The 24,137-nt window shown below is 41.4% G+C and carries 24 protein-coding genes and 1 pseudogene; all 25 read right to left on the reverse strand.

Annotated features, from left to right (window positions below; genetic code table 11):
* Nucleotides 1-106: 106 nt before the first annotated feature.
* Nucleotides 107-478, reverse strand: a complete 372-nt coding sequence (locus tag DCC82_RS02135; protein WP_012748834.1) for an FtsB family cell division protein — start codon at nucleotides 476-478, stop codon at nucleotides 107-109.
* Between the two features lie 19 nt (nucleotides 479-497).
* Nucleotides 498-1,106 carry a spore cortex biosynthesis protein YabQ gene (gene yabQ / locus DCC82_RS02140; RefSeq protein ID WP_012748833.1) on the reverse strand — a complete coding sequence of 203 codons (609 nt, stop codon included), beginning with the start codon at nucleotides 1,104-1,106 and terminating at the stop codon, nucleotides 498-500.
* The gene (gene yabP / locus DCC82_RS02145) at nucleotides 1,103-1,408 is read right to left on the reverse strand and encodes a sporulation protein YabP (protein ID WP_003247459.1); all 306 of its coding nucleotides are present in this window, start codon (nucleotides 1,406-1,408) and stop codon (nucleotides 1,103-1,105) included. The genes yabQ and yabP overlap by 4 nt, the downstream gene beginning before the upstream one ends.
* A 128-nt stretch (nucleotides 1,409-1,536) precedes the next feature.
* A complete protein-coding gene (locus DCC82_RS02150) occupies nucleotides 1,537-1,809 on the reverse strand; it encodes an RNA-binding S4 domain-containing protein (RefSeq protein WP_097353947.1) in 273 nt (90 codons plus the stop codon).
* 15 nt (nucleotides 1,810-1,824) lie between these two features.
* Complete coding sequence (yabN, locus tag DCC82_RS02155) at nucleotides 1,825-3,288, reverse strand: bifunctional methyltransferase/pyrophosphohydrolase YabN (RefSeq protein WP_097353948.1); 1,464 nt, start codon at nucleotides 3,286-3,288, stop codon at nucleotides 1,825-1,827.
* A pseudogene (locus tag DCC82_RS02160) lies at nucleotides 3,285-4,878 on the reverse strand (putative polysaccharide biosynthesis protein). Before DCC82_RS02160 ends, yabN begins: the two are co-directional and overlap by 4 nt.
* A gap of 162 nt (nucleotides 4,879-5,040) precedes the next feature.
* Nucleotides 5,041-5,577, reverse strand: a complete 537-nt coding sequence (gene spoVT / locus DCC82_RS02165) for a stage V sporulation protein T (protein WP_012748829.1) — start codon at nucleotides 5,575-5,577, stop codon at nucleotides 5,041-5,043.
* 187 nt (nucleotides 5,578-5,764) lie between these two features.
* On the reverse strand, nucleotides 5,765-9,298 hold the full coding sequence (mfd, locus tag DCC82_RS02170) for a transcription-repair coupling factor (protein WP_062677411.1): 3,534 nt from the start codon (nucleotides 9,296-9,298) through the stop codon (nucleotides 5,765-5,767).
* Between the two features lie 190 nt (nucleotides 9,299-9,488).
* A complete protein-coding gene (fin, locus tag DCC82_RS02175; protein WP_012748827.1) occupies nucleotides 9,489-9,719 on the reverse strand; it encodes an anti-sigma-F factor Fin in 231 nt (76 codons plus the stop codon).
* Nucleotides 9,720-9,783: 64 nt separating this feature from the next.
* Nucleotides 9,784-10,344, reverse strand: a complete 561-nt coding sequence (gene pth / locus DCC82_RS02180) for an aminoacyl-tRNA hydrolase (protein WP_012748826.1) — start codon at nucleotides 10,342-10,344, stop codon at nucleotides 9,784-9,786.
* Between the two features lie 65 nt (nucleotides 10,345-10,409).
* Entirely contained in the window at nucleotides 10,410-11,042 is a 633-nt protein-coding gene (locus tag DCC82_RS02185; RefSeq protein ID WP_097353949.1) for a 50S ribosomal protein L25/general stress protein Ctc, read from the reverse strand.
* Nucleotides 11,043-11,135: 93 nt separating this feature from the next.
* A complete protein-coding gene (locus DCC82_RS02190; RefSeq protein WP_012748824.1) occupies nucleotides 11,136-12,083 on the reverse strand; it encodes a ribose-phosphate diphosphokinase in 948 nt (315 codons plus the stop codon).
* Nucleotides 12,084-12,096: 13 nt separating this feature from the next.
* Nucleotides 12,097-13,476, reverse strand: a complete 1,380-nt coding sequence (gene glmU, locus DCC82_RS02195) for a bifunctional UDP-N-acetylglucosamine diphosphorylase/glucosamine-1-phosphate N-acetyltransferase GlmU (RefSeq protein WP_062677414.1) — start codon at nucleotides 13,474-13,476, stop codon at nucleotides 12,097-12,099.
* 127 nt (nucleotides 13,477-13,603) lie between these two features.
* Nucleotides 13,604-13,894, reverse strand: a complete 291-nt coding sequence (spoVG, locus tag DCC82_RS02200; protein ID WP_003247437.1) for a septation regulator SpoVG — start codon at nucleotides 13,892-13,894, stop codon at nucleotides 13,604-13,606.
* A 156-nt stretch (nucleotides 13,895-14,050) separates the two neighbouring features.
* Nucleotides 14,051-14,425: a RidA family protein gene (locus DCC82_RS02205; protein WP_012748822.1), complete on the reverse strand. Its 375-nt coding sequence runs from the start codon at nucleotides 14,423-14,425 to the stop codon at nucleotides 14,051-14,053.
* Nucleotides 14,426-14,451: 26 nt separating this feature from the next.
* The gene (gene purR / locus DCC82_RS02210) at nucleotides 14,452-15,276 is read right to left on the reverse strand and encodes a pur operon repressor (RefSeq protein WP_012748821.1); all 825 of its coding nucleotides are present in this window, start codon (nucleotides 15,274-15,276) and stop codon (nucleotides 14,452-14,454) included.
* Nucleotides 15,277-15,331: 55 nt separating this feature from the next.
* Nucleotides 15,332-16,201, reverse strand: coding sequence for a 4-(cytidine 5'-diphospho)-2-C-methyl-D-erythritol kinase (gene ispE / locus DCC82_RS02215; RefSeq protein WP_012748820.1), 870 nt, complete (start codon nucleotides 16,199-16,201; stop codon nucleotides 15,332-15,334).
* Nucleotides 16,202-16,396: 195 nt separating this feature from the next.
* Nucleotides 16,397-16,576, reverse strand: coding sequence for a small, acid-soluble spore protein, alpha/beta type (locus tag DCC82_RS02220; RefSeq protein ID WP_041269542.1), 180 nt, complete (start codon nucleotides 16,574-16,576; stop codon nucleotides 16,397-16,399).
* A 104-nt stretch (nucleotides 16,577-16,680) separates the two neighbouring features.
* A complete protein-coding gene (gene veg / locus DCC82_RS02225; protein WP_012748818.1) occupies nucleotides 16,681-16,938 on the reverse strand; it encodes a biofilm formation stimulator Veg in 258 nt (85 codons plus the stop codon).
* A gap of 206 nt (nucleotides 16,939-17,144) precedes the next feature.
* Entirely contained in the window at nucleotides 17,145-18,029 is an 885-nt protein-coding gene (yabG, locus tag DCC82_RS02230) for a sporulation peptidase YabG (RefSeq protein ID WP_097353950.1), read from the reverse strand.
* A gap of 116 nt (nucleotides 18,030-18,145) precedes the next feature.
* Entirely contained in the window at nucleotides 18,146-19,021 is an 876-nt protein-coding gene (gene rsmA, locus DCC82_RS02235; protein ID WP_089097451.1) for a 16S rRNA (adenine(1518)-N(6)/adenine(1519)-N(6))-dimethyltransferase RsmA, read from the reverse strand.
* Entirely contained in the window at nucleotides 19,014-19,577 is a 564-nt protein-coding gene (gene rnmV / locus DCC82_RS02240) for a ribonuclease M5 (RefSeq protein WP_012748815.1), read from the reverse strand. Before rnmV ends, rsmA begins: the two co-directional genes overlap by 8 nt.
* A 240-nt stretch (nucleotides 19,578-19,817) precedes the next feature.
* Nucleotides 19,818-21,038, reverse strand: a complete 1,221-nt coding sequence (locus DCC82_RS02245) for a G5 and 3D domain-containing protein (protein WP_012748814.1) — start codon at nucleotides 21,036-21,038, stop codon at nucleotides 19,818-19,820.
* Nucleotides 21,039-21,238: 200 nt separating this feature from the next.
* Nucleotides 21,239-22,009, reverse strand: a complete 771-nt coding sequence (locus DCC82_RS02250; RefSeq protein WP_012748813.1) for a TatD family hydrolase — start codon at nucleotides 22,007-22,009, stop codon at nucleotides 21,239-21,241.
* 141 nt (nucleotides 22,010-22,150) lie between these two features.
* On the reverse strand, nucleotides 22,151-24,097 hold the full coding sequence (gene metG / locus DCC82_RS02255) for a methionine--tRNA ligase (protein WP_097353952.1): 1,947 nt from the start codon (nucleotides 24,095-24,097) through the stop codon (nucleotides 22,151-22,153).
* Nucleotides 24,098-24,137: the final 40 nt, after the last annotated feature.

Consider the following 24,137-nt stretch of genomic DNA (forward strand, 5'->3'; position numbering starts at 1 on the left):
ATCGCATATTTATCAAAATTTGGGGGCTAGAAGTTCAATTTATCTCGAAGAATTTTTACTCCTCAGAGCTGGTGCCTGAATTTATCGAACATCACAGGACAAAAGATTATTTTTCGGGGACGACAAAAATAATCTCCCCATCCTTCGATAAATAATATTTTTTTCTTGCTAACTCAGCGATATATTCATCATCATGCAATTTTTTAATTTCCTCTTTCAGGTGTTTTTGCTGTTTCTCGAGCTTGTCTAGCTGCTGCTCAAGCTGCTTTTTATCTGCTAATTTCGCTTCAATGTCCTTTGATTGAGAGTGGAGGGTGTAAAGAAATATCGAAGATAACGCTGCTAATACAACGCTAAAAAACGTAAAACGAACGACGGCGATTCGTCGTCTTCTCGACGCTTTCTCCCTCTTTTCTTCCTGAACTGATATGTATGAAGATTGTAACTTTGTTACATTTGTTTTATGCGGTACGCTCACTGTTTTCACACCTCCACCCTTACTTTCGCCGTTTTATGAAACTATCTTTCATATTCTTCACTTGGCGAATAATTCCTGCTAAATAGCTGAAAATTTTTTCTAGCGGCTGTTTCCAATGTTTTGGAATTCCTCTCCAAATCATAAAGCCAATCCAGCGAACCGGAGCAAATAATATCTTTACACATTGATACAAAATATGAAGGAAAGAGGAAAACAATTTCCATACAAAAAACGAAAGTGCCAATAATATTTGAAAAAGCAATTGAATCGGGCGAACGATGGAATAATAGCACAACTGAACAAAAAAGCGGTATAACCGCACCGCAAACCAAATCGTCCATTCAAGCACTTTTAAATATATCATACGAAACAAACTTTGATAAGCAGCATATCCACATAAAATCGCTAGAAAAATATAAAAGCGCAGCTCGCCTTCATTGACGAGCAGTAAAACGTAAAAAATAATCAAACCTTGAACAATCCAAAATAAAATATCATTAATAAAAACGATCCAATGGGCGCGGTCCTGTCGTTTTAAAAAGCGGTTATACGTATCGAGCGCGGCGCCAAGCCAGCTGCCCATTCCGATCATCGCCAGCATTGTCGCCAGCTGCGTCGTTAAACTCATTTGAACAACTTGCTAAAGAATCCTTTAGCCTTCTCCTGATGGTCATCTAAATAAACAAGGTCAAAAATTCTCCCTTTAATCGAAACGACCCCTTTATCCACGTCTAAGTTTTTCATTTGCAAATTTTGTCCGCGAATCGATAAAAACCCCATCACCGTTTCAAGCAAAAATTCCTCATTATCAAAACTTTCCACTTGCTTGACTCCCGTAATATCAAGGAGTCTTCTCCCCCGCATAATGACGTCATGCTCTTGGACAGGACCTTTATTCGTATTGCCTCCAAAATCATAATGTTGGCTCATGTTCATCCCCCGCATTCATATTGAAATCGAGTCAAATGAGAGTCTATTTCCTATCCGTGTTTGTACCATATGTATGAATGCAGGGGAAATTTTAGAACAAGCCTATCCGTATAAATTGAAGCTATCCATTACTCTTTCGTCGTGGCATCGATCTGTTCTTCTCGAATCACTTCATACAAACTAGCTGCTTCCTCTTTTTTTGTCGTTTCCTTCAAATCAGTCACTTTCACCGTTAGCTTCTTCTGTCCAAATTGAATCGTTAGTTCATCGCCAACTTTCACTGTAGAGCTTGCTTTTGCAACGGCGCCGTTAATCATAATACGCCCTTGATCCGCTACTTCTTTCGCTAACGTGCGGCGTTTAATAAGACGGGAAACTTTTAAAAATTTATCTAAACGCATATACGTCTCTCCCCTTTACCATCCTTTTTCTTTTGCCTCTTCCCAAAAACGGTCTAACTCTGCAAGCGACAACGATGTAAGCGCTACGCCGTGCTTTTGCGCCTGCTCTTCTATATAAGAAAAGCGCTGATAAAATTTTTTGTTTGTTGAGTGCAACGCTTCCTCTGGGTTGATGTCGTAATAACGGGCAATATTGATAAGCGCAAATAAAATATCGCCAAATTCGCTAATGAGACGAGAACGGGTATTTCGTTCCGCCAACGTCTCTCGCTTAAATTCGGCAATTTCTTCTTCTACTTTTTCCCACATCGGTTTGACATCATCCCAATCGAACCCTACTTTTGCCGCCTTTTTTTGGAATTCATACGCTTTTAAAATATTTGGCAAGCTTTTCGGAACGTCATCAAGCAAGGAATTAGAGCGGTCTTTCTTTTCTTTTTCTTTAATTCGTTGCCAATTTTCTACAACCTGTTCTGCATTTTCAACGATAATGTCACCAAATACATGTGGATGGCGACGAATCATTTTTTCTGTAATCCCGCGAATGACGTCATCAATGGAAAACATTCCTTCATCTTCACCAATTTGCGCATGAAGCATGACTTGCAAGAGCACATCGCCAAGTTCCTCAATCATATGTTCATCATCATTTTCATCGATCGCTTCAAACAGTTCATATGTTTCTTCAAGCAAATATCGTTTGAGCGATTCATGTGTTTGCTTGCGATCCCACGGGCAGCCGTTCGGCCCTCTTAATGTCGCAATGACGCGCCGCAACGTTTCAAAACGGTGATAAAGCAATTTCTCCTCGCGAACAGGCGGGACATATACGCTCGTTAAATTGTTCAATGTCGCAGAGCGGTCCAGCTCGTATAATGGAATTTTGGTTACTTTCTCTTCCTTGCTTCCCGCCGCTGTTACGATATAGACAGGATAATCATCAGGAAGCTGCTCCATTAATGTCAATTTCACCTCAGAGGCAATAAACGAATCATATACTTGGCAAAAAATCGTATGCTTTGTTAATTGCCATTCATCTCCTTGAAACGATGTGGCGTCAATGAGCTGAAACCCTTCGATCGGATCAATTTTTAACGTTGTAAACAAAGCATCTAAAAAGCTTTGACCTCCCTCGATGACGACGCGGCATTCCTTTCGCCGCTCCGCTTCTAATAAAAGCTGCACGGTCTTTTCTGCCACAAGCGGATGGCCAGGAACGGCATAAAATATATCACGTTCTTTTACTTGTTCCAATAAAATGGCTGTTATTTCCTCATATACGTCTTCAAATTGTTCATGTTTTTCGTAAATGGAGTCAAAGGATGTAAACGAAACTCCCTCGTCCTCTAACGCAGCGACCACCGGATGTTCCTTTGTGCGGAAAAAAAGCGGAGAAGCCGTCTTTAACTTTCGATATACACCTAACGGCAGCTGCTCAATATCACCAGCGCCTAAACCGAAAATATAAATCGCATTCATCGTCCATCACCTGTTTCTAATAATAAACGTAGTTTGTTTCCAAATGGGAAAAATGATAATTCTTGTTGTGAGAATACATTTCCTTTTATGACCATTATAATATACGTAGCGCCTCCAAGCAGCACTCCGACTAGCGCTTCACCAGTTGCGAACAAGCGGCTGTCGATCCACCTTTCCGCAAGCATTGTGTACAACTGCAAAACAACGACCATCGCTATCGCTGATTTCATAACAGGATATAAATACGTTTTCTTTGGAAAGCGAATATGTAACTTTCGTTGCAACATGACATATAAAAAGCATGCCATTGCGGCATAAGACAACGTTGTAGCAGCAGCTGCACCGGTTGTTCCAAATAAAGGTATTAATAGCCAATTGCATGCAGTTTTTCCTGCTACCGCTACACATACTCCCGCTACTGCAATCCATTCATACCCCATTCCTTGCAATAACGCCGAAAGCGTAAGCGCTAATGTCGTAAAGAAAATCGAGGCAGCCAAAATTGCCAGCGGAAGTGAACCAAGATCATTTTCAAATAACATCACGTTCACAGGACGTATCAGACACATCAATCCTAATGCAGCTCCTAATCCGATGACAGTGGCGATGCGTAATGACAAATCCGTCTTTTCATAAATAAATGGTTCGTCATTGCGTTTTCTCGCTCCGGAAATGAGCGGAACAAGCGTCAGCGAAAAGGAAGTCGCAACCACGGTGCCAAGCTGGATCAAAGGTTGCCCACGATCGTAAATTCCCTTCCATATTTTCGCTTGTTCGAGACTTTCCTTGCCACGTTCAACAAGCAATGATAATAGGGAAAAAGAGTCCACCAGTTGAATGAGCGTTAATAACATGTTTGTAACACAAATAATAAACCCTTCGATGAACAAATAAGAAACAATGCGCTTTGTATCCGCGCTTTTCACTGCTATATGTATTTTCCCTCTATTTTTTCTCCTCATCCAATACGCTGTCAATAAAAGAAGTGCAGTCAATCCCCCGGCAAATGCACCAAACATTGCGGCTGCTCCAGCTTCATATGCGTTGCGTCCGCTTTTGATAAACCAATACGACAAGAAAATAATCGTTGTTACACGTACAAACTGTTCTCCAACTTGAGAAACAGCGGTTGGAATCATATTGTGATTACCTTGAAAATAACCGCGCAACAAAGCGATAAACGGAAATAGTAAAAACGAAAAAGAAAGGAGGCGAACAAGCGGAGCAAGTTCCCCATCTCCCATCCATATCGCGATTTGTTTCGCTCCTATATAGAGAATAGAAAAAATAAGCAAGCCGAGCGAACATAAAAACAAAAGCGAAACTTGCAAAACAGAAATAACACCTTTTTCGTCATGTTCTGCTGCACGCTCTGCCACTAACTTTGAAATGACAATAGGATAGCCATATAACGCTAACGACATGACAATGCCGTAAATCGGATAAACTTGTTGATAAATATAAAAACCGACATCACCAACAATATTTTGATACGGAATGCGATAAAAAGCGCTCAATATCTTCGTCACAAAGGCGGCAATGGCTAAGACGGCCGCCCCCCCTCCATATTCTCTCTTCCGGCGATCTCATCGCGTTTCTCCTTCCGCATGTTGGATTCTCCCCACAAGTCTTATCGATGGTTTCTAGTAATTGCAGTATTCCACACGTCAAACTTATAACGTTTGCTATTATAACGCAAAAGAAAAAGGCAGCATAGCAGGCTGCCTTTTTATTCATGTTTTTTATTGTCTACTATTGCTCCATTTGTCGAGCCAAGAAGCTAGCAGCTGTTTCGACTGCTTTATGTTCTACTTCACCAAGCACTTTATCTTTTGATAAAATGACAACGGCGCCAATCGGATCTCCGTTTGCTACAATCGGTCCAATTGTATACGATTTTAACATTTCAGAAACTCCGTCAACGAGTTCGGTCTCTCCTTCTTCTGTGTGAAGGACAGAATTTCGTTCTTCCATCGCTTTTTCCACTAATGGACCGACATTTTTGTTCAAATATTCTTTTTTCGAAACACCCGCTACTGCAATAAAAACATCTCGGTCGCAAATCAACACAGGCTGTCCTAAACTGTCAAACAACGCCTCTGCATATTCTTTTGCAAAATCACCTAATTCACTAATTGGCGAATATTTTTTTAAAATAACTTCTCCGTCACGGTCAACAAATATTTCAAGCGGGTCCCCTTCTCGGATACGCAACGTTCTTCGAATTTCTTTCGGAATGACAACCCTTCCTAAATCATCAATTCGGCGAACAATACCAGTTGCTTTCATCTACAGATGCCCTCACTTTCACCTAGGATTTGAAGAATACACGGATGAATCCTTGTTATGGAGAATTCACCATTGCTGTGATTAGTATCCTTCATAATCCCAGTTATATACGTGATGAAAGTGATTTTTTCAATTTTAGATAAAATTACCCATCATTCATTATCGACCATCTTTTAGAAGCATAAACTTATGCAATAATCGATTTTTCACCTTTTACGCCCGAAAGCTCTTTTAACGTTTCATATAAAATCATTAACCATTCTTGTGGCTTCAATTCTTTAATGTATAAAACAATTTTTAATTTGGAACCTTCCATTCCAAAACCGAATAAGCGACCGTATTGCCCGCCGATTTTCGATAAACGCTGAATTTCCACATCTTTTGATGCGTTCTCATCAAATAAAATTTCAATTTGCTGTTTCTGTTGTTTAATCGATTCTACTCCTATTTGTTTCGCATATACTTTAATTTCCGCAATTTGGAATAAATAAGCGACTTCATCCGGGTACTCACCAAAGCGGTCAAGCATTTCATCCCGCAATGCTTCCACGTCTTCCATCGTTTCCACCGCTTTAAAACGCTTGTACATATCAATTTTTTGTAACCCGTCAGAAATATACGTATCTGGAATATAAGCGTCGACTTCTAAATCAATCGTTACTTCAGGTTTTGCTTCTTCCTGTTTGATTCCTTTTCGTTTTTCGATTGCTTCTTTTAACATTTGTGAATATAAATCAAAGCCGACAGAATCAATGAATCCATGTTGTTGCGCGCCTAATATATTCCCAGCGCCGCGAATCGATAAGTCACGCATCGCAATTTTAAACCCTGAGCCAAGCTCGGTAAATTCTTTGATTGCTTGTAAACGTTTCTCAGCATCCTCATTGAGCACTTTATCTTTCCGATACGTAAAATACGCATAAGCAACGCGATTAGAACGTCCGACGCGACCGCGCAGCTGATACAATTGCGATAATCCCATGCGATCTGCATCATAGACAATTAATGTGTTCACATTTGGAATGTCAACACCTGTCTCAATAATCGTTGTTGTGACAAGCACGTCATACTGGCCTTCTAAAAACGCCAACATCGTGGACTCCAACTCATTTTCTGTCATTCGCCCGTGCGCATAAGTAACACGCGCTTCCGGTACGAGCTGTGAAATTTCTTCCGCTTTGGCATCAATATCTTCAATACGATTGTATAAGAAAAAGACTTGGCCATCTCTTGCCAGCTCTCGTTCAATAGCCTCTCGTATAAGTTCAGGGGTATATTCCATCACATACGTTTGCACCGGAAAACGATTTTCTGGCGGCGTTTCAATAATGGACAGGTCACGCACTCCGATCATGGACATATGCAACGTTCTTGGAATTGGCGTTGCCGTTAATGTCAACACATCGATATTTGCCTTTAGCTGCTTGATTTTTTCTTTATGGGTGACGCCAAACCGCTGCTCTTCGTCAATAATGAGAAGCCCTAAATCTTTAAACTGCACATCTTTCGATAATAGGCGGTGCGTGCCGATGACCATATCAATCGTTCCGTCTTTCAGCCCTTTGATCGTTTCCGCCTGCTGTTTTCTCGTACGGAATCGATTTAAAAGTCCAACGTTAATCGGAAATCCTTGAAACCGCTCCCGAACTGTTTCGTAATGCTGCTGTGCTAAAATCGTCGTCGGTACAAGAAACGCGACTTGTTTCCCGTCCATAATCGCTTTAAACGCTGCCCGCAGCGCAACTTCCGTCTTTCCGTAGCCAACGTCGCCGCAAAGAAGACGGTCCATCGGCTTGTCGCTCTCCATGTCGCGTTTAATTTCCTCAATCGAACGCAGCTGATCTTCTGTCTCCTGATACGGAAACGCTGCTTCAAATTCCCGCTGCATTTCTGTATCCGGGGAAAACGCGTATCCTTTGCTTGCTTCGCGTTCCGCATATAACTTAATTAAATCTTCAGCAATATCTTGGACGGACGACTCGACTTTCTTTTTGACTTTTTTCCATTCGGACCCGCCTAACTTATAAATTTTCGGCTCTTTTCCTTCTGAACCAACGTATTTTTGTACTTGATCAATTTGATCCACAGGCACATATAACGTATCGCTGCCCTGATATTGAATATGGATATAATCTTTATGGACACCGTTAATCTCTAATGTTTCGATTCCCAAATATTTGCCGATACCGTGGTTGACATGAACCACGTAATCGCCCACTTGCAGCTCCGAATAACTTTTAATCCGCTCCGCATTCGATAATTTTTGGCGGCGAATTGGTCTTTTCGCCCGCTTTTTAAACAATTCTTCTTCTGTAATCACAGCCAGCTTTTGCATCGGCAGCTCAAATCCTGTATTTAAATCTCCCTCGAGCATTTGATATTTGCCGTGCATCAGCATTGCTTCATCGCTTAGCGGGGCGACATCGATTTCGTAATCTTCAAACACCGATTGCAGTTTTTTCATCCGTTCCGCATTCGGTGCTAAAAATACAACAGCATAATTTGCTTTTTTCCATCTCTCTAGCTCAGACTTAAGCAAAGACATTTGTCCGTGGAAGTTTTGCATTTGCTTGCACGAAATATTGACAATGTTTTCTGGATGTGTATGCGGAACATGACGTAGAAAAATGGATAAATAAATCCGCTGTTTTGGATGTTTTTGTAATAATTCAGAAAAAGAGTGAGAAATTGGAACATCATGGATGATTTTTCCCTCGCTAAGTAAGCTTGTATACCATTCTGCTTCTTCTTTATCTAAACTTTCTGCCATCTCTTGTAATCTGCTCATTTCATCCATCAACAATATTCCATTTTCCGGCATGTAATCTAGCAAACTAGCAGGCTCGTTATAAAAGAGCGCCGTATATTTATATTGTTGTTCAATTTCCTGCCCTTGTTTTAACTGCTCAAGCTCTGACGACACATGTTCTAGCAATAATTGTTTGGCTTTCTCATCTTTTAATTTGTTGAGGCTTTCCGCTAATCCTGCTTCAATTCGTTCGATTCCCCGCTCCAGCATCTCCCCGTAAACAATCATTTCATCAGCAGGTCCAATGGTTACTTGTTGGACTTCATCGCGGGAACGCTGATCATCCGCGGTAAACGTACGAATCGATTCGATTTCTGTATCAAATAGCTCAATCCGATATGGAAATTCTGCCGTTAATGGATAAATATCAATAATACCGCCGCGAACGCTAAACTCCCCAGGGGTTGACACAGTTGCAACACGCTTGTATCCCATTTGTACGAACCGTTGCTTATAATGTTCAACATCTATATGATGATGAACCTCCAATGTCAACATATGATCTCTCCATAATGACACAGGAGGAAGTAGACGTCGTAATCCGGCAACAGGACAAATGACAACACCTTTGTTATGTTTCAGCCAATAATTCATCACTTCTAAGCGCTGAGCCTTTAATTCTGGACTGGCTATCGCCATTTCTGCGGCAATTACTTCGTTTACTGGATAAAGAAATACCTCTTCCGCCCCAAGCAGTTGAACAAGGTCATCATATATTTTTTGTGCTTGAAACAAATTGTGTGCAATCACTAAGAGCGGCCTTTCTGTTTCTCTATATAACGATGAAATGAAAACAGACCGGGCAGAGCCGGATAACCCGACAACAAGCTGTTCTTTCAACCTAGCTTTCACGCCTTCGATAATGGAACGGACATCTTGATTCTCAACAAAATAGCGATGCAACGAAAGCACCCCTATTCTCCCTCCTCTCAACAAAATAAAAACGTAAACCGTTTTTTATTTCCCGCTATTATATCTATTATATCCGTCTATTTTGCGCGCAAATGCGGACATTTTCAATAAAGTGATCGTAAATAGACAAAGTTTTTCTAGTGTAGGAAAGATAAAAAAATACAAAAATGCTTTGGTTGCCCAAAGCTTGCTAATGTATAAATTTCTCATATTGATGTAGTTCCGGATTTCTCGTCAGCGCCTCTTGACAATCCTCACAAATCGTTTTTACGTGAATATCACCATTCGGTTGATACGAAATCATCTCCAATCGTTCTTCCTCTGTCAAATGGTGAAATCCTAATTGTTCGCTATATATGGAGACTCTATCAATCGTCCCTATTTTTGTTCCGCAATGCCGGCAATAATAATGTAATGCCATTGCAACAAACCTCCTAATTGGCGTATTCCATATCTTCATTTTGCACCAATTAGGAGGAAAATATTCATGCGTTAAATTCATTCATCACTTGCAGAAATGGCGTCACCACTGCTTTTTCACACGCATCCGCCGCGCGTAAAATCGCCTCCATTACCGCGTCGCTTTCTTCTTTAGTAAAGCGGCCCAACACATAATCGGTTATCTTTTGCCCATTTGCCGGGCGCCCAATCCCGATGCGAACTCGTTTAAATTCTTGCGTGCCTAGGTGATGAATTAATGATTTAATGCCGTTATGTCCACCGGAGCTTCCTTTCATGCGAAGGCGAATTTTCCCAGGGGGAAGGTCAAGGTCGTCGTATATGACAATGACATCATCGACATCAATATGATAGTAATCCATTAACGGCCGAACACATTCCCCTGATAAATTCATATATGTCAGCGGCTTACATAATGCCACTTTTTCTCCGAAAATGACGGTGGAGGCCATCATTCCATGAAATTTTGTTGTTTGAAAGGAAATATTCCAGCGCTTGGCAAGCTCATCAATTACCATAAATCCAGCGTTATGCCTCGTTTGTTCATATTCCTTTCCTGGATTTCCAAGCCCGACAAATAGCTTCAATACTCGGTCTCCTTTCTTTGCGAAGATACTACAAAAGACGTAACCGAAAACGGTTACGTCCGAATTTATGACTCTGGAGTCGTTTCTCTTCCCTCTTCTGCATCAGGGTGACCAGGTTCTTGCTGTTCACCGCTATGAATTTCTTCCTCCTGTTGTGGCGGCAAGATCGTCGCAATCACTTCAGAAGGATCATCGATAATTTCGTATTTTCCGCCCGTGTCAATATCTCCCACCGTAACCGTATCGCCTATTTGAAGGTGCGAAATGTCAATATCAATCGACGGTGGAATATTCGCCGGCAATACGCGGATCGTTAATTGATGCAGATTTTGTTGCAATACGCCGCCGTCTTTTTCTCCGGCAGCTTCGCCGATTAAGCGCACATCAACATCAATATCTACTTCTGTCGACATGTCTACTGCTTGAAAATCAGCGTGAAGAATATTGCCGCGCAGCGGATCTCTTTGGATCTCGCGCAACAGGACGGAATAATCTTTTTCGCCTATTTTCAGCGTCATTAAGCTATGGCGTCCACCTTCGCGGATCGTTTTTTCAAGTGCTGCGCCACTAACAAAAATCATTTGATTGTCAATATTTTTCCCATATAATATTCCAGGAATATTTCCTTGTAAACGAATGCGTCGAAGTGTGGAATGTTTTTTATCTGGGCGTTCTTTTGCTTCTAGTACTACAGCCATGTTTCCTCACCTTCCTGAATTAGAATTTTAGAATCAATTAGAACCTAATTGATACTTTATCCTAAAACAAGAAGGTCTAAACATGCTTTTCCATTAATCAAATAACACACTGACAGATTTCATTTCATATACGCGTGTAATTGCCTCCGCAATAAGCGGTGCAACTGACAGCTCTACAATTTTATCAATTTTCTTCTCTTCTGGCAACGCAATTGTATTCGTTACAACAAGTTCTTTAATTTTTGAATTTTGAATGCGCTCAATTGCCGGACCGGACAGAACCGGATGCGTACAGCATGCGTACACTTCTTTCGCTCCGTTTTCGATCAGTGCGTTGGCAGCTAATGTAATCGTTCCGGCCGTATCAATGATATCATCAATTAAAATAGCAGTTTTCCCTTCAACTTGTCCAACGATATTCATGACTTCCGCCACATTCGGCTTTGGCCGGCGCTTATCAATGATGGCGATCGGCGCTTTTAAACGGTCAGCAAGTTTTCGTGTCCGCGTTACTCCTCCATGGTCTGGAGAAACGACAACAACATCATCAAGATTTTTATTTTTAAAATATTCCGCTAAAATCGGAACTCCCATTAAATGATCAATCGGAATATCGAAAAATCCTTGAATTTGCGGCGCGTGCAAATCAAGTGTAATGACGCGGGAAGCTCCTGCTGTTTCTAAAAGATTTGCCACTAATTTTGCTGTAATCGGCTCGCGGGAGCGTGCTTTTCGGTCTTGACGGGCATACCCGTAATACGGCATCACAATATTAATCGTTTTTGCGGAAGCGCGTTTTAACGCATCAATCATGATTAATAATTCCATTAAATGCTCATTGACCGGGACGCTTGTCGATTGAACAACGAAAACATCATCGCCGCGGATGCTTTCTTCAATGTTAATTTGGATTTCCCCATCGCTAAAACGGGAGACAGAGCATTTGCCCAATTCAATTCCCATAACTTCCGCAATTTCTTCCGCCAATTTCATGTTAGAATTTAACGCAAACAGTTTTAGTTTGTGGTGACACTCAGACATTGATAAACCTCCATTAAGAATTTTTCTTGATCGAAAGACGATCCACATAATTCTCTTTATTTACCTGCCGCGCGCGGGCAATCGATAACGCGTTTTCTGGAACATCATCCGTAATCGTAGAACCGGCGGCAACATAAGCCCCTTTTCCAACCGTCACAGGAGCAATTAAATTGGCATTACAGCCAATAAACGCCCCATCTTCAATTTTCGTTATATGTTTATTTTTCCCATCATAGTTTACCGTAATCGATCCACAGCCAAGATTAACGTTGACGCCGACTTCCGCATCGCCGATATAGCTTAAATGCGATGCTTTGCTTCCTTTTCCAAATGTTGATTTTTTCACTTCGACAAAATTTCCGATGCGGACCTCATCATCGATTTTCGACGATGGACGAATATGGGCAAACGGTCCAATCGTGACATCGTTCCCAATTTCGCTGTCATGGGCAACGGAATGACGAATCGTTGTGCCGTTTCCAATCCAACAATCTTTAATTTCCGAGTTTGGTCCAATCGTACAATCTTCACCGATTACCGTTTTTCCTTCAATGACCGTACCCGGATAAATCACAGTGTCACGGCCGATTCGCACCTCAGCCGATATATACGTATGAGCAGGATCAATAATTGTTACCCCGTTCATCATATGTTTGCGACAAATCCGCTCGCGCATAATTTTTTCTGCTTCAGCGAGGGCAACACGGTCGTTTACCCCGATCGTTTCTTCAAAAGATGGGGCTTTGTACGCGGAAATGATACTGCCATTTGATTTTAAAATTTCAATGACATCAGTTAAATAATATTCGCCTTGTGCGTTATTGTTTGATACATGTGTAAGCGCTTCAAACAAAGACTTGTTATCGAAACAATATGTCCCTGTGTTAATTTCCTTGATGGCACGTTCTTGTTCGCTTGCATCTTTATGTTCGACAATTTTCTCAACATTTCCATGAGCATCGCGAACAATGCGGCCATATCCGGCAGGGTTATCTGCAACTGCTGTCAAAATCGTTGCTTTTGCATTGGTCGCAAGATGATGATCAAGCAAAGCTTGCATCGTTTCAGCAGTAATTAATGGTGTATCTCCGCATACAACGAGCGTTACTCCATCTTTTTCCTGTAAATAAGGGGCTGCCTGCATAACCGCGTGCGCCGTTCCTAATTGCTCTTTCTGAAAGGCATATTCGCTTTGGTCGCCAAGCTGCGCCTTTACTTGTTCTGCTCCAAATCCAACAACCGTAATAAGCTTTTCTATTCCCAGCTGTAAAACTTGGTCCACCACATGCTGGACCATTGGCTTGCCGCAAACAGGGTGCAATACTTTATATTGCTTCGACTTCATCCTTGTCCCCTGTCCAGCCGCCAATATGACCGCATATCGTTTTACCATATATAGGCCTCCAATTACCTTTTTATCCATAATTGAATATATCTCAATTAGTAGTGTATTTCAAGGAAACATTCATTTTTCCAAAAAAAAGAGCCTGTTCATTTAGAACAGACTCTTTTCCATATTTTTATGAAGCACCAGCTTCTTCAAGTTCTTCTTCCAATTTACCTAAACGGTGATACTCAGCTAATATTGCCTCTTGAATTTTTCCACGTGTGGCTGAGTTAATCGGATGTGCAATGTCGCGAAATTCTCCATCTGGAGTGCGCTTGCTTGGCATTGCGACAAACAATCCGTTATTGCCATCGATGACGCGGATATCGTGGACAACGAATTCGTTATCCAATGTGATAGAGGCAATGGCTTTCATACGTCCTTCGGTATTTACGCGGCGTAATCTTACGTCAGTAACTTCCATTATGTTCACCACCTTTTCCCTATATCAGACTTGATTATTTTTATTCCACATGTTTTCACTTTTTCCTTCTTTTTTTGAAAATTTTTTATAATAAATTAGCTAGTACGCAACGTACAGCATCCTTGACTGTTTAGGGGAAAAGGCAGATGATGTAATTTATCGAATCAACGCGACTACTTCAATTTCGACAAGCGCGTCTTTCGGCAGTCTCGCCACTTCCACGCACGAGCGCGCCGGTTTATGGTTAGTGAAATATTCACTATATACTTCATTCATTGCCGCAAAGTCATCCATGTTTTTCAAAAACACCGTCGTTTTGACTACTGTATCAAGCGATGCGCCAGCCGCTTCCAAAACGGCTTTTAAGTTTTGAAATACTTGATTTGTTTGTGCTTTTATGTCGCCTTGTACCATCTCTCCTTCAGGAGTGAGCGGAATTTGCCCCGAGCTGTAAAACATGTTATTGACGATAATTCCTTGCGAATACGGACCGATCGCTTGCGGCGCTTTATTCGTTTCTACCTTTTTCATTTTGTTTGCTCTCCTTTCTCGTTTATCTATTCCATAAAATGGATATAATTTCCTGCTTTTACGGTAATTTGTTTTTCTTTAACATCGACAGAAGATAATTTTACGAGCGAAATATATTCATCAACAAGTCGCTCTTTCGTTTCTTCCGATTCGACAAGAACACCGATGCCGGAAAGTTTGGCGTTAAATTCATTTAATAAATTCACCATGCCGTTTACCGTTCCGCCGGCTTTCATAAAATCATCGATGATTAACACATTGGCTCCTTCGGCTAAACTCCGCTTGGCTAGCACCATCGTTTGAATGCGTTTAGAAGAACCGGAAACATAGTTAATGCTGACCATCGACCCTTCTGTCACTTTATTGTCATGGCGTACAATAACGACAGGAACATACAAAAAATGAGCTACCGCATAAGCAAGCGGGATTCCTTTTGTTGCAATCGTCATGACGACATCCACCGGCCGGTCGGCAAAAATGGACGCATATAGACGGCCGATTTTGTTCACAATACGAGGGTCGCCAAGAATATCGGTCATATACAAATATCCGCCAGGCAACAGCCGATCTGGGCGTGATAGTTGCTCACATAAATATGTAACAATCTCTTCCGCTTCCTGTTTCGACATTTTCGGAATATATTGCACTCCGCCCGCTGCGCCTGGCAATGTTTTGATCGTTCCGATTCCTTGCTGTTCAAACGTTTGTTTAATAATGGCTAAATCCTCACTAATCGATGACTTCGCCGATTCATAACGATCTGCAAAAAAAGTAAGCGGAATAAGCTGATGAGGCCGTTCGAGAAGATAATGGGTCATATCGACTAAACGGCCGCTGCGCCTTAACTTCATAGAGGCCCTCCTAAAACCGAATGTTTTAAAGTAAATATACCAAAAATGTACGTATTTAATCAAGTGAATGGCGTTCGCCTAATATACGGACAGCAAACACTTGATCACAAAAACCGCGGAGTCCGTTATAAATTCGCTGCAATCTTGAATCGTGCTGGACTAACCCGAACACCGTCGGCCCGCTGCCGCTCATCAATACCGCGTCTGCTCCAAACCGCTTCATTTGCTCTTTAATATGCGCTACTTCTGGATATTTTTTTAATGTTACTTCCTCTAATACGTTTCCAACCAGTTTACAAATAGCTGCATAATCTTGGCGATAAATCGCCTCTACCATTCCGTCCACATCCGGATGTGGAATCTCATCAACCTTTAAATTTCGATACACTTCAGCAGTAGAAACACCGATCGATGGTTTGGCCAAAATAACCCAGCATGGCGGTGGAGCAGGAATCGGTGTAATTTTTTCGCCCCGTCCTGTTGCAATCGCGGTTCCACCGTAAACGCAAAATGATACGTCAGAACCGATTTTTGCTCCTAGTTCTGCTAACTCATCCAGTGTAAGGCCTAAATTCCAAAGCTTATTTAAACCGCGGAGCGTCGCGGCGGCGTCGCTGCTTCCTCCCGCCAGCCCCGCCGCTACTGGAATATTTTTTGTAATAGAGATCGCTATGCCTTGTTTAATCGCAAATGTATCTTTCAATAACTTTGCAGCCTGATACGCCAAGTTGCGGTGGTCATCGGGAACGAATCGGTTTTTTGAAATAATTTGTATGGTATCATCCATTTGTGGAATTAATTCGATCCGATCTGCCAAATCAATCGTTGTCATGACCATTTTCACTTCATGATACCCATCCGGCCGCTTATGTAACACGTCCAATGATAAGTTGATTTTTGCTGGCGCTTTGACTAACAACCTCAAACGTTCCACCTACTTTAACGACTTCAAACTTCTCATAAGATCCATTTACCATATTAGCATAAATGATGTGTGTTCCTGAACAAAAAGAAAAATATATTCATCTGTTGAGTTATGGCAAACGATATCAAACAAAAGCCGAAGCGATGCTGCTTCGGCTGTCGCGGTCGTTTTTGTTTGCCTTTACACAAGTTTACGCTATTTCATGTTCTCGGCTAGCTGTCGTTCCGCTTTTTCAATCGCTAATTTCACCATATTTCCAGCATCTTTCGCGCGGATCGCGCCCCATCCTTCTCTTTGAACGACATCATAAAAGCCTAATTCTTTCGCCAACTCTTCTTTAAAGCGTTGCGACATAATTCCACGACGTCGACCCAATGTCAACAGCCCCTTTCAACCACCGCGACAGTTTTAGTATGAAAAAAAACGCATATCTTTATGTTCACCTATTTATGACAAAACAAAAAGCAGCAAACAAATGTCTACTGCCTACCCGCTTGATCGTCATCTAAAAACGTCAATTGTACTGTTTCTGTTAACACATCAGCGTAACTAAACGATACCCGTTCAAACGCATTTTCTTTTTGGTCGAGTTCAATAACAAATACCGATGGATACGTTTCAGCTAAAATTCCGCATCGTTCAATCGTTTTTCTTCGCCCGCCGTTTGCGCGCAATGTCAAACGTCTGCCGATATTAGAATCCAACGCTTTTTTAATATCGGATAAAGTTTTTGCCATTCGCTATCCACCTCACTGTTTATAATTATAACAAAGTTTTCTTTCAAAGTCAAAAAAATTAAAATTATATCAGTGTTTTTTCGTTACTGTCAATGCATATTTTTCTACAAAATCCTTCTTTATTATGTATATTATGGTTTTTTATGTGAAAAATATGTATAAATTGTAGAAAAAATAAGAAAACCGCCTTTTTGATGGCGGCTCTGTTAATCGCTCATTTCACCAATGGAACGAAAAGGCATTCCCGTGCGCAATACTCCTTTCGTTTCTACTCCTCCAAGTCCTTTTTCTCCAGTTAATGTATTGCGAAGTACATCCCAAACATCTACCGTTTCCATAAAAGGGGTAAAACTAATTCTCGAGACGACATAAACTGGGTCCAGCGCATGAATGTTTACGCGTGCGGGGGAGCTGGCAAAATTGGCCCCGGCGCGAATAAGCGATTCAAAATGGGATTGACACGCCCCCGCAAAAATAATCAGCTGGTCAAGATGAGGAACTTTTTTACGTGCTTCTTTTACTGTTTGTACAAAATGTTTTGAATGGCGATATGCCTTTAAATCCGTTACTTTTCCTTTTGAATTGGAATAAGAATCATGGCCGGTAATCACTAAAATATCAGGGCGGAATCGTTCAAGAAGCTCACCGACTTTTTCAGACATTTCGCTTTCATCACAATAAATTCCGTATACCGGCACTCCGATTCGTTCATATAAATCTAAACACTTCCGCAAATATAAAGGGTCACCGTCCAAATGAAGGACGCGCCCCGGAATTTGAAAAAAATCTTTTTCCGTTCGGTATCCTCCCGTCGCCCGGTATTCTGTTTTTTGCTTCATTACATGGTAATCTTGCCGGAATAGTTTATACGATTGTTCTATAAGCTCTATTTCCTTTTTCTTTCTTTCCTGCTGTTCCCGTTCACCAATAATGACTAAATCACTGCATGGGGCATCGGCGATCAGTCTGACATCTTCGCCATATAAAGTCGCTTCTTTTTCCCCATCTTTTTCTTTCACATCTATTACACGAAACAATAAATCACAGTTATACGACTTTCTTGCAACAATATCGCCGACCTTAACGTCCATCACCATTCACTCCATTAAAACAAATTGTTTACTTAAGTAACATATGCACATCTCGACAATAGGTGATAGACATAGGTCTTTTCTTTCCCAAACCAACCAAAAAAGTGCTTACATACTTACAAAACGTGCCGCAACGCATTGCTAAGCGCGGCAAACTCCTCCATTGTCAGCGTTTCTCCGCGGCGGCGCGGGTCAATGTCTGTCTCTGTTAAGACACGCTCTATTTGCTCTTTCATCGCTTTTCCGTTTGGCAAATTGTTTACTAAATTGTTTAAAATCGTTTTCCGGCGCTGCGCAAAGCTTGCCCGCACCACTTGAAAGAAAAACGCTTCGTCTTCCACTTTAACAGGCGGCTGCTTTCGCTTTATTAACCGAATAACAGCAGAATCCACGTTCGGCTGCGGGATAAACACCGTTCTTGGGACGGTCATGACCGTCTCCGCTTCTGTATAATATTGAATTGCAATCGACAACGAACCGTAATCTTTCGTTCCCGGCTTTGCGGCTAGGCGGTCCGCCACTTCTTTTTGCAACATAACAACCATGCCGCGAATCGGCAAGCGATCTGTCAATAGCTTCATAATAATCGGTGTTGTGACGTAGTACGGCAAATTTGCCACTACCATAATATCGGTCATGCCGGTAAATTCTTCGGAGATCACGCGGTGAATATCCGCTTTTAAAACATCTTGATGGATAATACGGATGTTTCCATACGGTGATAATGTATCCTCTAAAATCGGCAAAAGCCGCTGATCAATTTCAAACGCGACTACCTTTTTCGCACGGCGTGCCAGCTGCTCCGTTAAAGCACCGATTCCAGGACCGATTTCAATCGCTCCTGTTTCGTCCGAAAGCTCGGCAAAATCGACAATTTTCCGCAAAATATTGGTGTCAATCAAAAAATTTTGTCCTAAACTTTTTTTGAAGGAAAACCCGTACTTTTCTAAAATTTCCCGAGTACGTCCCGGTGTGGCAATGTCTTTATTCATCATTTGCTTCCTCCTGCAATACTTGCTCTAATGCTGCATAAAATGTTTCTTTAGAGATTTGAAATACTTGCAATCGCTTATAAAGCTGCTTTCCGTTTGTATATCCTATTTTTAAAATTTCACCTAAATGTTGGCGCCGCTTTTTCGCTAATTCTCCACCGATTAAACCAGCAGCAACGAGTTCATCAAACGTAATCTCTTCCTTCCACTCTGTTGTTTCCTCATACACGTTTTTCAACGCTTGACGGATATCTTCCACAGACGCATGTTCTACGCCAATTCCTTTCCCATTTTTCGCAATAGCCGCTTTTCTTGGCAAAAAAGCATGTTTGCAGCCTGGAACACGCTCTGTAATCGTTTTGCGAATTTTTTCACCTGGAAAATCAGGGTCCGTAAAAATAATTACGCCACGTTTTTCTTTTGCTAATTTAATTCGTTCAATCGTTTCTTCACTAATTGCCGACCCGTTCGTTTCAATGGTATCTGCATCAACGGCGCGCTGAATCGCCACTGTATCGTCTTTTCCTTCCACAACAATAATTTCTTTAATCTTCATCACTATTGCGCAGAAATCGTTCACTCATTCCACACGGAATAAGTCTTTTTTCCTATTTCTGCGATGCCCCCTTTCCTGTAAAATAATTGTTGAAAGAGTTTTTTGCTGCTAAAAATGTTAATTTATTTTTTAAAATAACCGAAACTTTTTTCGATTTTTTTCGTCTAAATGAGTAGGAAAATATCTTTCTTCATTATAACGAAAAAGCAGAGGGCAAAAAACCCTCCGCATCCTTTTCCTTTATTGAAGAATTCTCACCTTCACACGCTTTCTACCCCAACGAAGTGCATCCGATTGCTTTGGAATAAACACGTCAATTTCATAACCATTAATACCTGATCCTGTATCAGCAGCTATAGCATATCCGTATCCTTCTACGTACACTTTTGATCCAAGCGGAATAACGTTTGGATCCACTGCGATTACTTTTGCAGAAGGATTTGCACGCAAGTTAATTCCCATTCTCGTTGTTCCTGAACATCCTTGACAATAAGCAGTATAGGCGCTAGCAACAACATAAATTTCTCGCGCTGCATGCTTTTGGCCGCGCGATACGGTCTGAACAGAGCGGCTTTGCGTATGAGCAGGTCGGCTTTTAGCCACTTTCGTACCGATAGCAACAATCCGATTTTTACTTTCTTTTATCATCTTTGTCTCAATTAATTTCCGCGATACTTCTTTTCCATTTTCGAGCACTACTTCATACTTTTTCGAAACTCGCCCTTTTTCTCCAGGGCTAATAATACGTTGTTCTCCTTTTGGCAATTGTGCATCTTGTCTAGTGACGACTGCAAAGTCAACTGGTTCTTCCACTACATCGGTGACTTTTTCAACTTTAATCACTTTTACGACCATATTTTCTTTTAGTTTGTCCTGTAAAGATGGCTCTACACGGTCGAGTTCATCTAATTTTACATTTTGTTGTTTTAAAAAGTCAGCGACAGTAGTCGAAGTTGCCCACACTTGTTGCTGTTTACCGCCGACATTTAATTGAACTGGGAATGCCTTTTCTATGTTGACTTTCATTCCCTTTTTAATTTTTGTATTTGGTGCTGGGGCAATTTTGTCGTGCTTTTCGATTTTAATATGTTGTGAGTTTAATAGCTCGGCAACGTTCTTTGCAGTCGTCCATATTTCTTGTTTTTTTCCATCTACTGTCAAAGTGACTTTCTTGCTCGCTTCCCAAACGATGTTTAAATCATCTGTAATCGGCGTATCTAACGATGGATAGACGCGATCTTCTTTCCTTGGCTTAATATTTTGCTCCTGTAATACTTCTTTTACCGTTTTTGCATGAGTACGAATCTCTTGTTTTTTTCCGTTTGCCGTTAGTATCACATCATCTTTGGCTATTTCGTACCCAGCAAATCCCGTTGTTGCTGACAAAGCTATAAAACTACTAGCAGTAACAGTGAAATTTTTCCTCAATGAACCGGAAATCTTCTTCATATTGGGTAACATTATGCAAAACGCCTCCTTCTCTCGCTAAATTCCCCTCTCCCTCTAACATGTACGCGTAAACACACTCTATTATGCAGAAAATTCGGTTAAAAGGGAAGGAAGACTTGTCGACAGTTTATACTATGTAATGTTCTAAATTTGTAGAACTTTTTTTACCTCGATCATATTAGACAAGTCTCCTTACCATTTGACAAATAATTTTAGCGATGGATGCCGAATAATCTTTTTGCATTCTCTGCCGTCGCTTTTGCTACTTCCTCAAAGGAAATACCTTTAATCTCGGCGATCGCCTCCGCTACATATTTGACGTAGCTTGGTTCGTTTCGTTTTCCGCGGAAAGGGTGAGGCGTTAAATACGGACAATCTGTTTCAATCAATAAATGCTCAAGCGGAATTTGCGCCGCTACTTCCTTCGGCTTTTTCGCATTTTTAAACGTTACCGGACCGCCAAGGGAAATAAAGAAGTTCATATCAATGCATTGCTTCGCTACTTCTACACTCCCGGTAAAACAATGCATAATTCCACCCACTTCGGCGGCATTTTCCTCTTTTAAAATTTGCAATACATCCGCTGTTGCTTCCCGATTATGGATAATGATTGGCAGTTTTACCTTTTTCGCTAAAGCGATTTGCCGCCGAAATACGTCATGTTGTATTTCCTTTGGTGATTTATCCCAATAATAATCTAAGCCCATTTCTCCTAACGCCACCACTTTTGGATGGGCAGTCAACTCTTCAATCATGTTTAAATCCTCATCTGTCATATCGATTGCATCAACGGGATGCCAACCGACGGAAGCATAAATAAAATCATATTGCTCCGCTAGCTCTATCGCCCGCGCAATCGTAGGGCGGTCAAAGCCGACGACGACAATATGAGAAACTCTTTCACTAAGAGCGCGATCAATCACTTCTTGTAAATCATCATTATATTGAACGGCATTTAAATGCGCATGTGTGTCAAAGAGCATAACAATAACCCCTTTTCTACCTTGGTGTTAAGTGTAACATAGAAATTCATTACATATATCACAAGTTGTTAACATTTACTTTACAAAATGACAACAAAGAGGTGTCGTGTACGATAGACACCACACCTCTTATGTTTGTCATTATTTTATTTTTGTCCCATTTGGAATCGTTTTATCAACGGTAACAAGAGAAAGCACCCCGTTTTCTTCCCCGGCGAGAATCATACCTTCGGATAGTTCACCGCGCAGTTTCACTGGTTTTAAATTGGCGACGCAAACCACTTTTTTGCCGATCAAATCCTCTGGTTTGTAAAATTGCGCAATTCCTGATACGACTTGACGTTGTTCATCGCCAAGATCAAGCTTGAGCTTCAGCAGTTTATCCGCATTTTTTACCGGCTCAGCGTGAAGTACTTCTGCAACTCGCAAATCAACTTTCATAAAATCATCAATCGTAATTTCTTGCGCTTCTTGTTTTGGTTTTTCTTCCGTTTGTTTTGCCGGTGCACTGCCCTGCATATGGGCTTTAATATATTCCACTTCTTTTTCAATGTCTAGACGTGGAAATAGCGGTTCACCTTTTGTTACTTTCGTGCCTTCCTTGATGAGGCCGAACTCATATAAGCTGTCCCATTGTTTTAATTGTTCATCAACAATGCCAAGCTGCGCGAAAATTTTTTCCGGCGTGCGTGTTAAAAACGGCTGCAACAAAATCGCAACATGACGAAGTGATTCTGCCAAATGGGTCATTACAGACGCCAATTGTTCTTTTTTGCCTTCATCTTTGGCAAGCAGCCAAGGTTGCGTTTCGTCAATATATTTATTCGTTCGGTTAATCAGCTGCCATACGGACGCAAGCGCAATGGAAAATTCCATTTTCTCCATCGCTTCTTCATATTGTTTCACCGTTTCTTTTGCCTTTTCGACAAGATCGTTGTCGAATGCTGTTTTCGCTCCACGATATGGTGGAATCATGCCGTCAAAATATTTTTCAATCATCGCTACCGTGCGATTTAACAAGTTGCCTAAATCGTTTGCTAAGTCGTAGTTAATGCGTTCGACAAATCCTTCTGGAGTAAACACGCCATCGGAGCCAAACGGAACTTCGCGAAGCAAATAATAGCGAAGTGCATCCAATCCATAACGGTCGATTAATGTTACCGGATCAACGACATTTCCTTTTGATTTCGACATTTTTCCGTCTTTCATTAACAGCCAGCCATGGGCAAACACTTTTTTCGGAAGCGGCAAATCGAGCGCCATTAACATTATTGGCCAGTAAATCGTATGGAAGCGGACAATTTCTTTTCCGACTAAATGAACGTCTGCCGGCCAGTATTTTCGAAACTTCTCATCGTTATCCGTGTCATATCCTAATGCCGTAATATAGTTCGTGAGCGCGTCAATCCATACGTAAATGACGTGTTTCGGATCACCCGGAACTTTAATGCCCCAATCAAACGTCGTGCGTGATACCGCTAAATCCTCAAGCCCTGGTTTAATAAAGTTGTTAATCATTTCATTTTTGCGCGACTCCGGCTGGATGAACTCCGGATTTTCTTCATAGTATTGCAAAAGCCGATCTACATATTTGCTCATTCTAAAGAAATACGATTCTTCTTTTACTTTTTCTACCGGACGGCCGCAATCCGGGCAGTTTCCATCAACGAGCTGCCGCTCCGTATAAAATGATTCGCACGGTGTACAATACCATCCTTCGTATTCACCTAAATAAATATCACCTTGTTCGACAAGACGCGCAAAAATCTTTTCTACTACTTTTTTATGACGTTCTTGCGTCGTACGGATGAAGTCATCATAAGAAATATCAAGCTTTTTCCACAACTCTTGGATGCCTTCGACAATTTCGTCGACATATTGCTGCGGTGTTACTCCTTTTTCTTCCGCTTTTCGCTGAATTTTTTGTCCATGTTCGTCCGTACCAGTCAAATACATGACATCATAACCGCGAAGACGCTTATAGCGCGCCATCGCATCGCCTGCTACGGTCGTATATGCATGGCCAATATGTAATTTCCCGCTCGGATAGTAAATCGGGGTCGTAAGATAAAACGTCTTTTTCTCCATCTTCATACCTCCCTATTCTGAACAAAAGCCCCCGCCCAAC

Origin of the sequence: Geobacillus sp. LYN3 (genome assembly GCF_003064505.1) — a bacterium.
Taxonomy (GTDB): Bacteria; Bacillota; Bacilli; order Bacillales; family Anoxybacillaceae; genus Parageobacillus_B; species Parageobacillus_B toebii.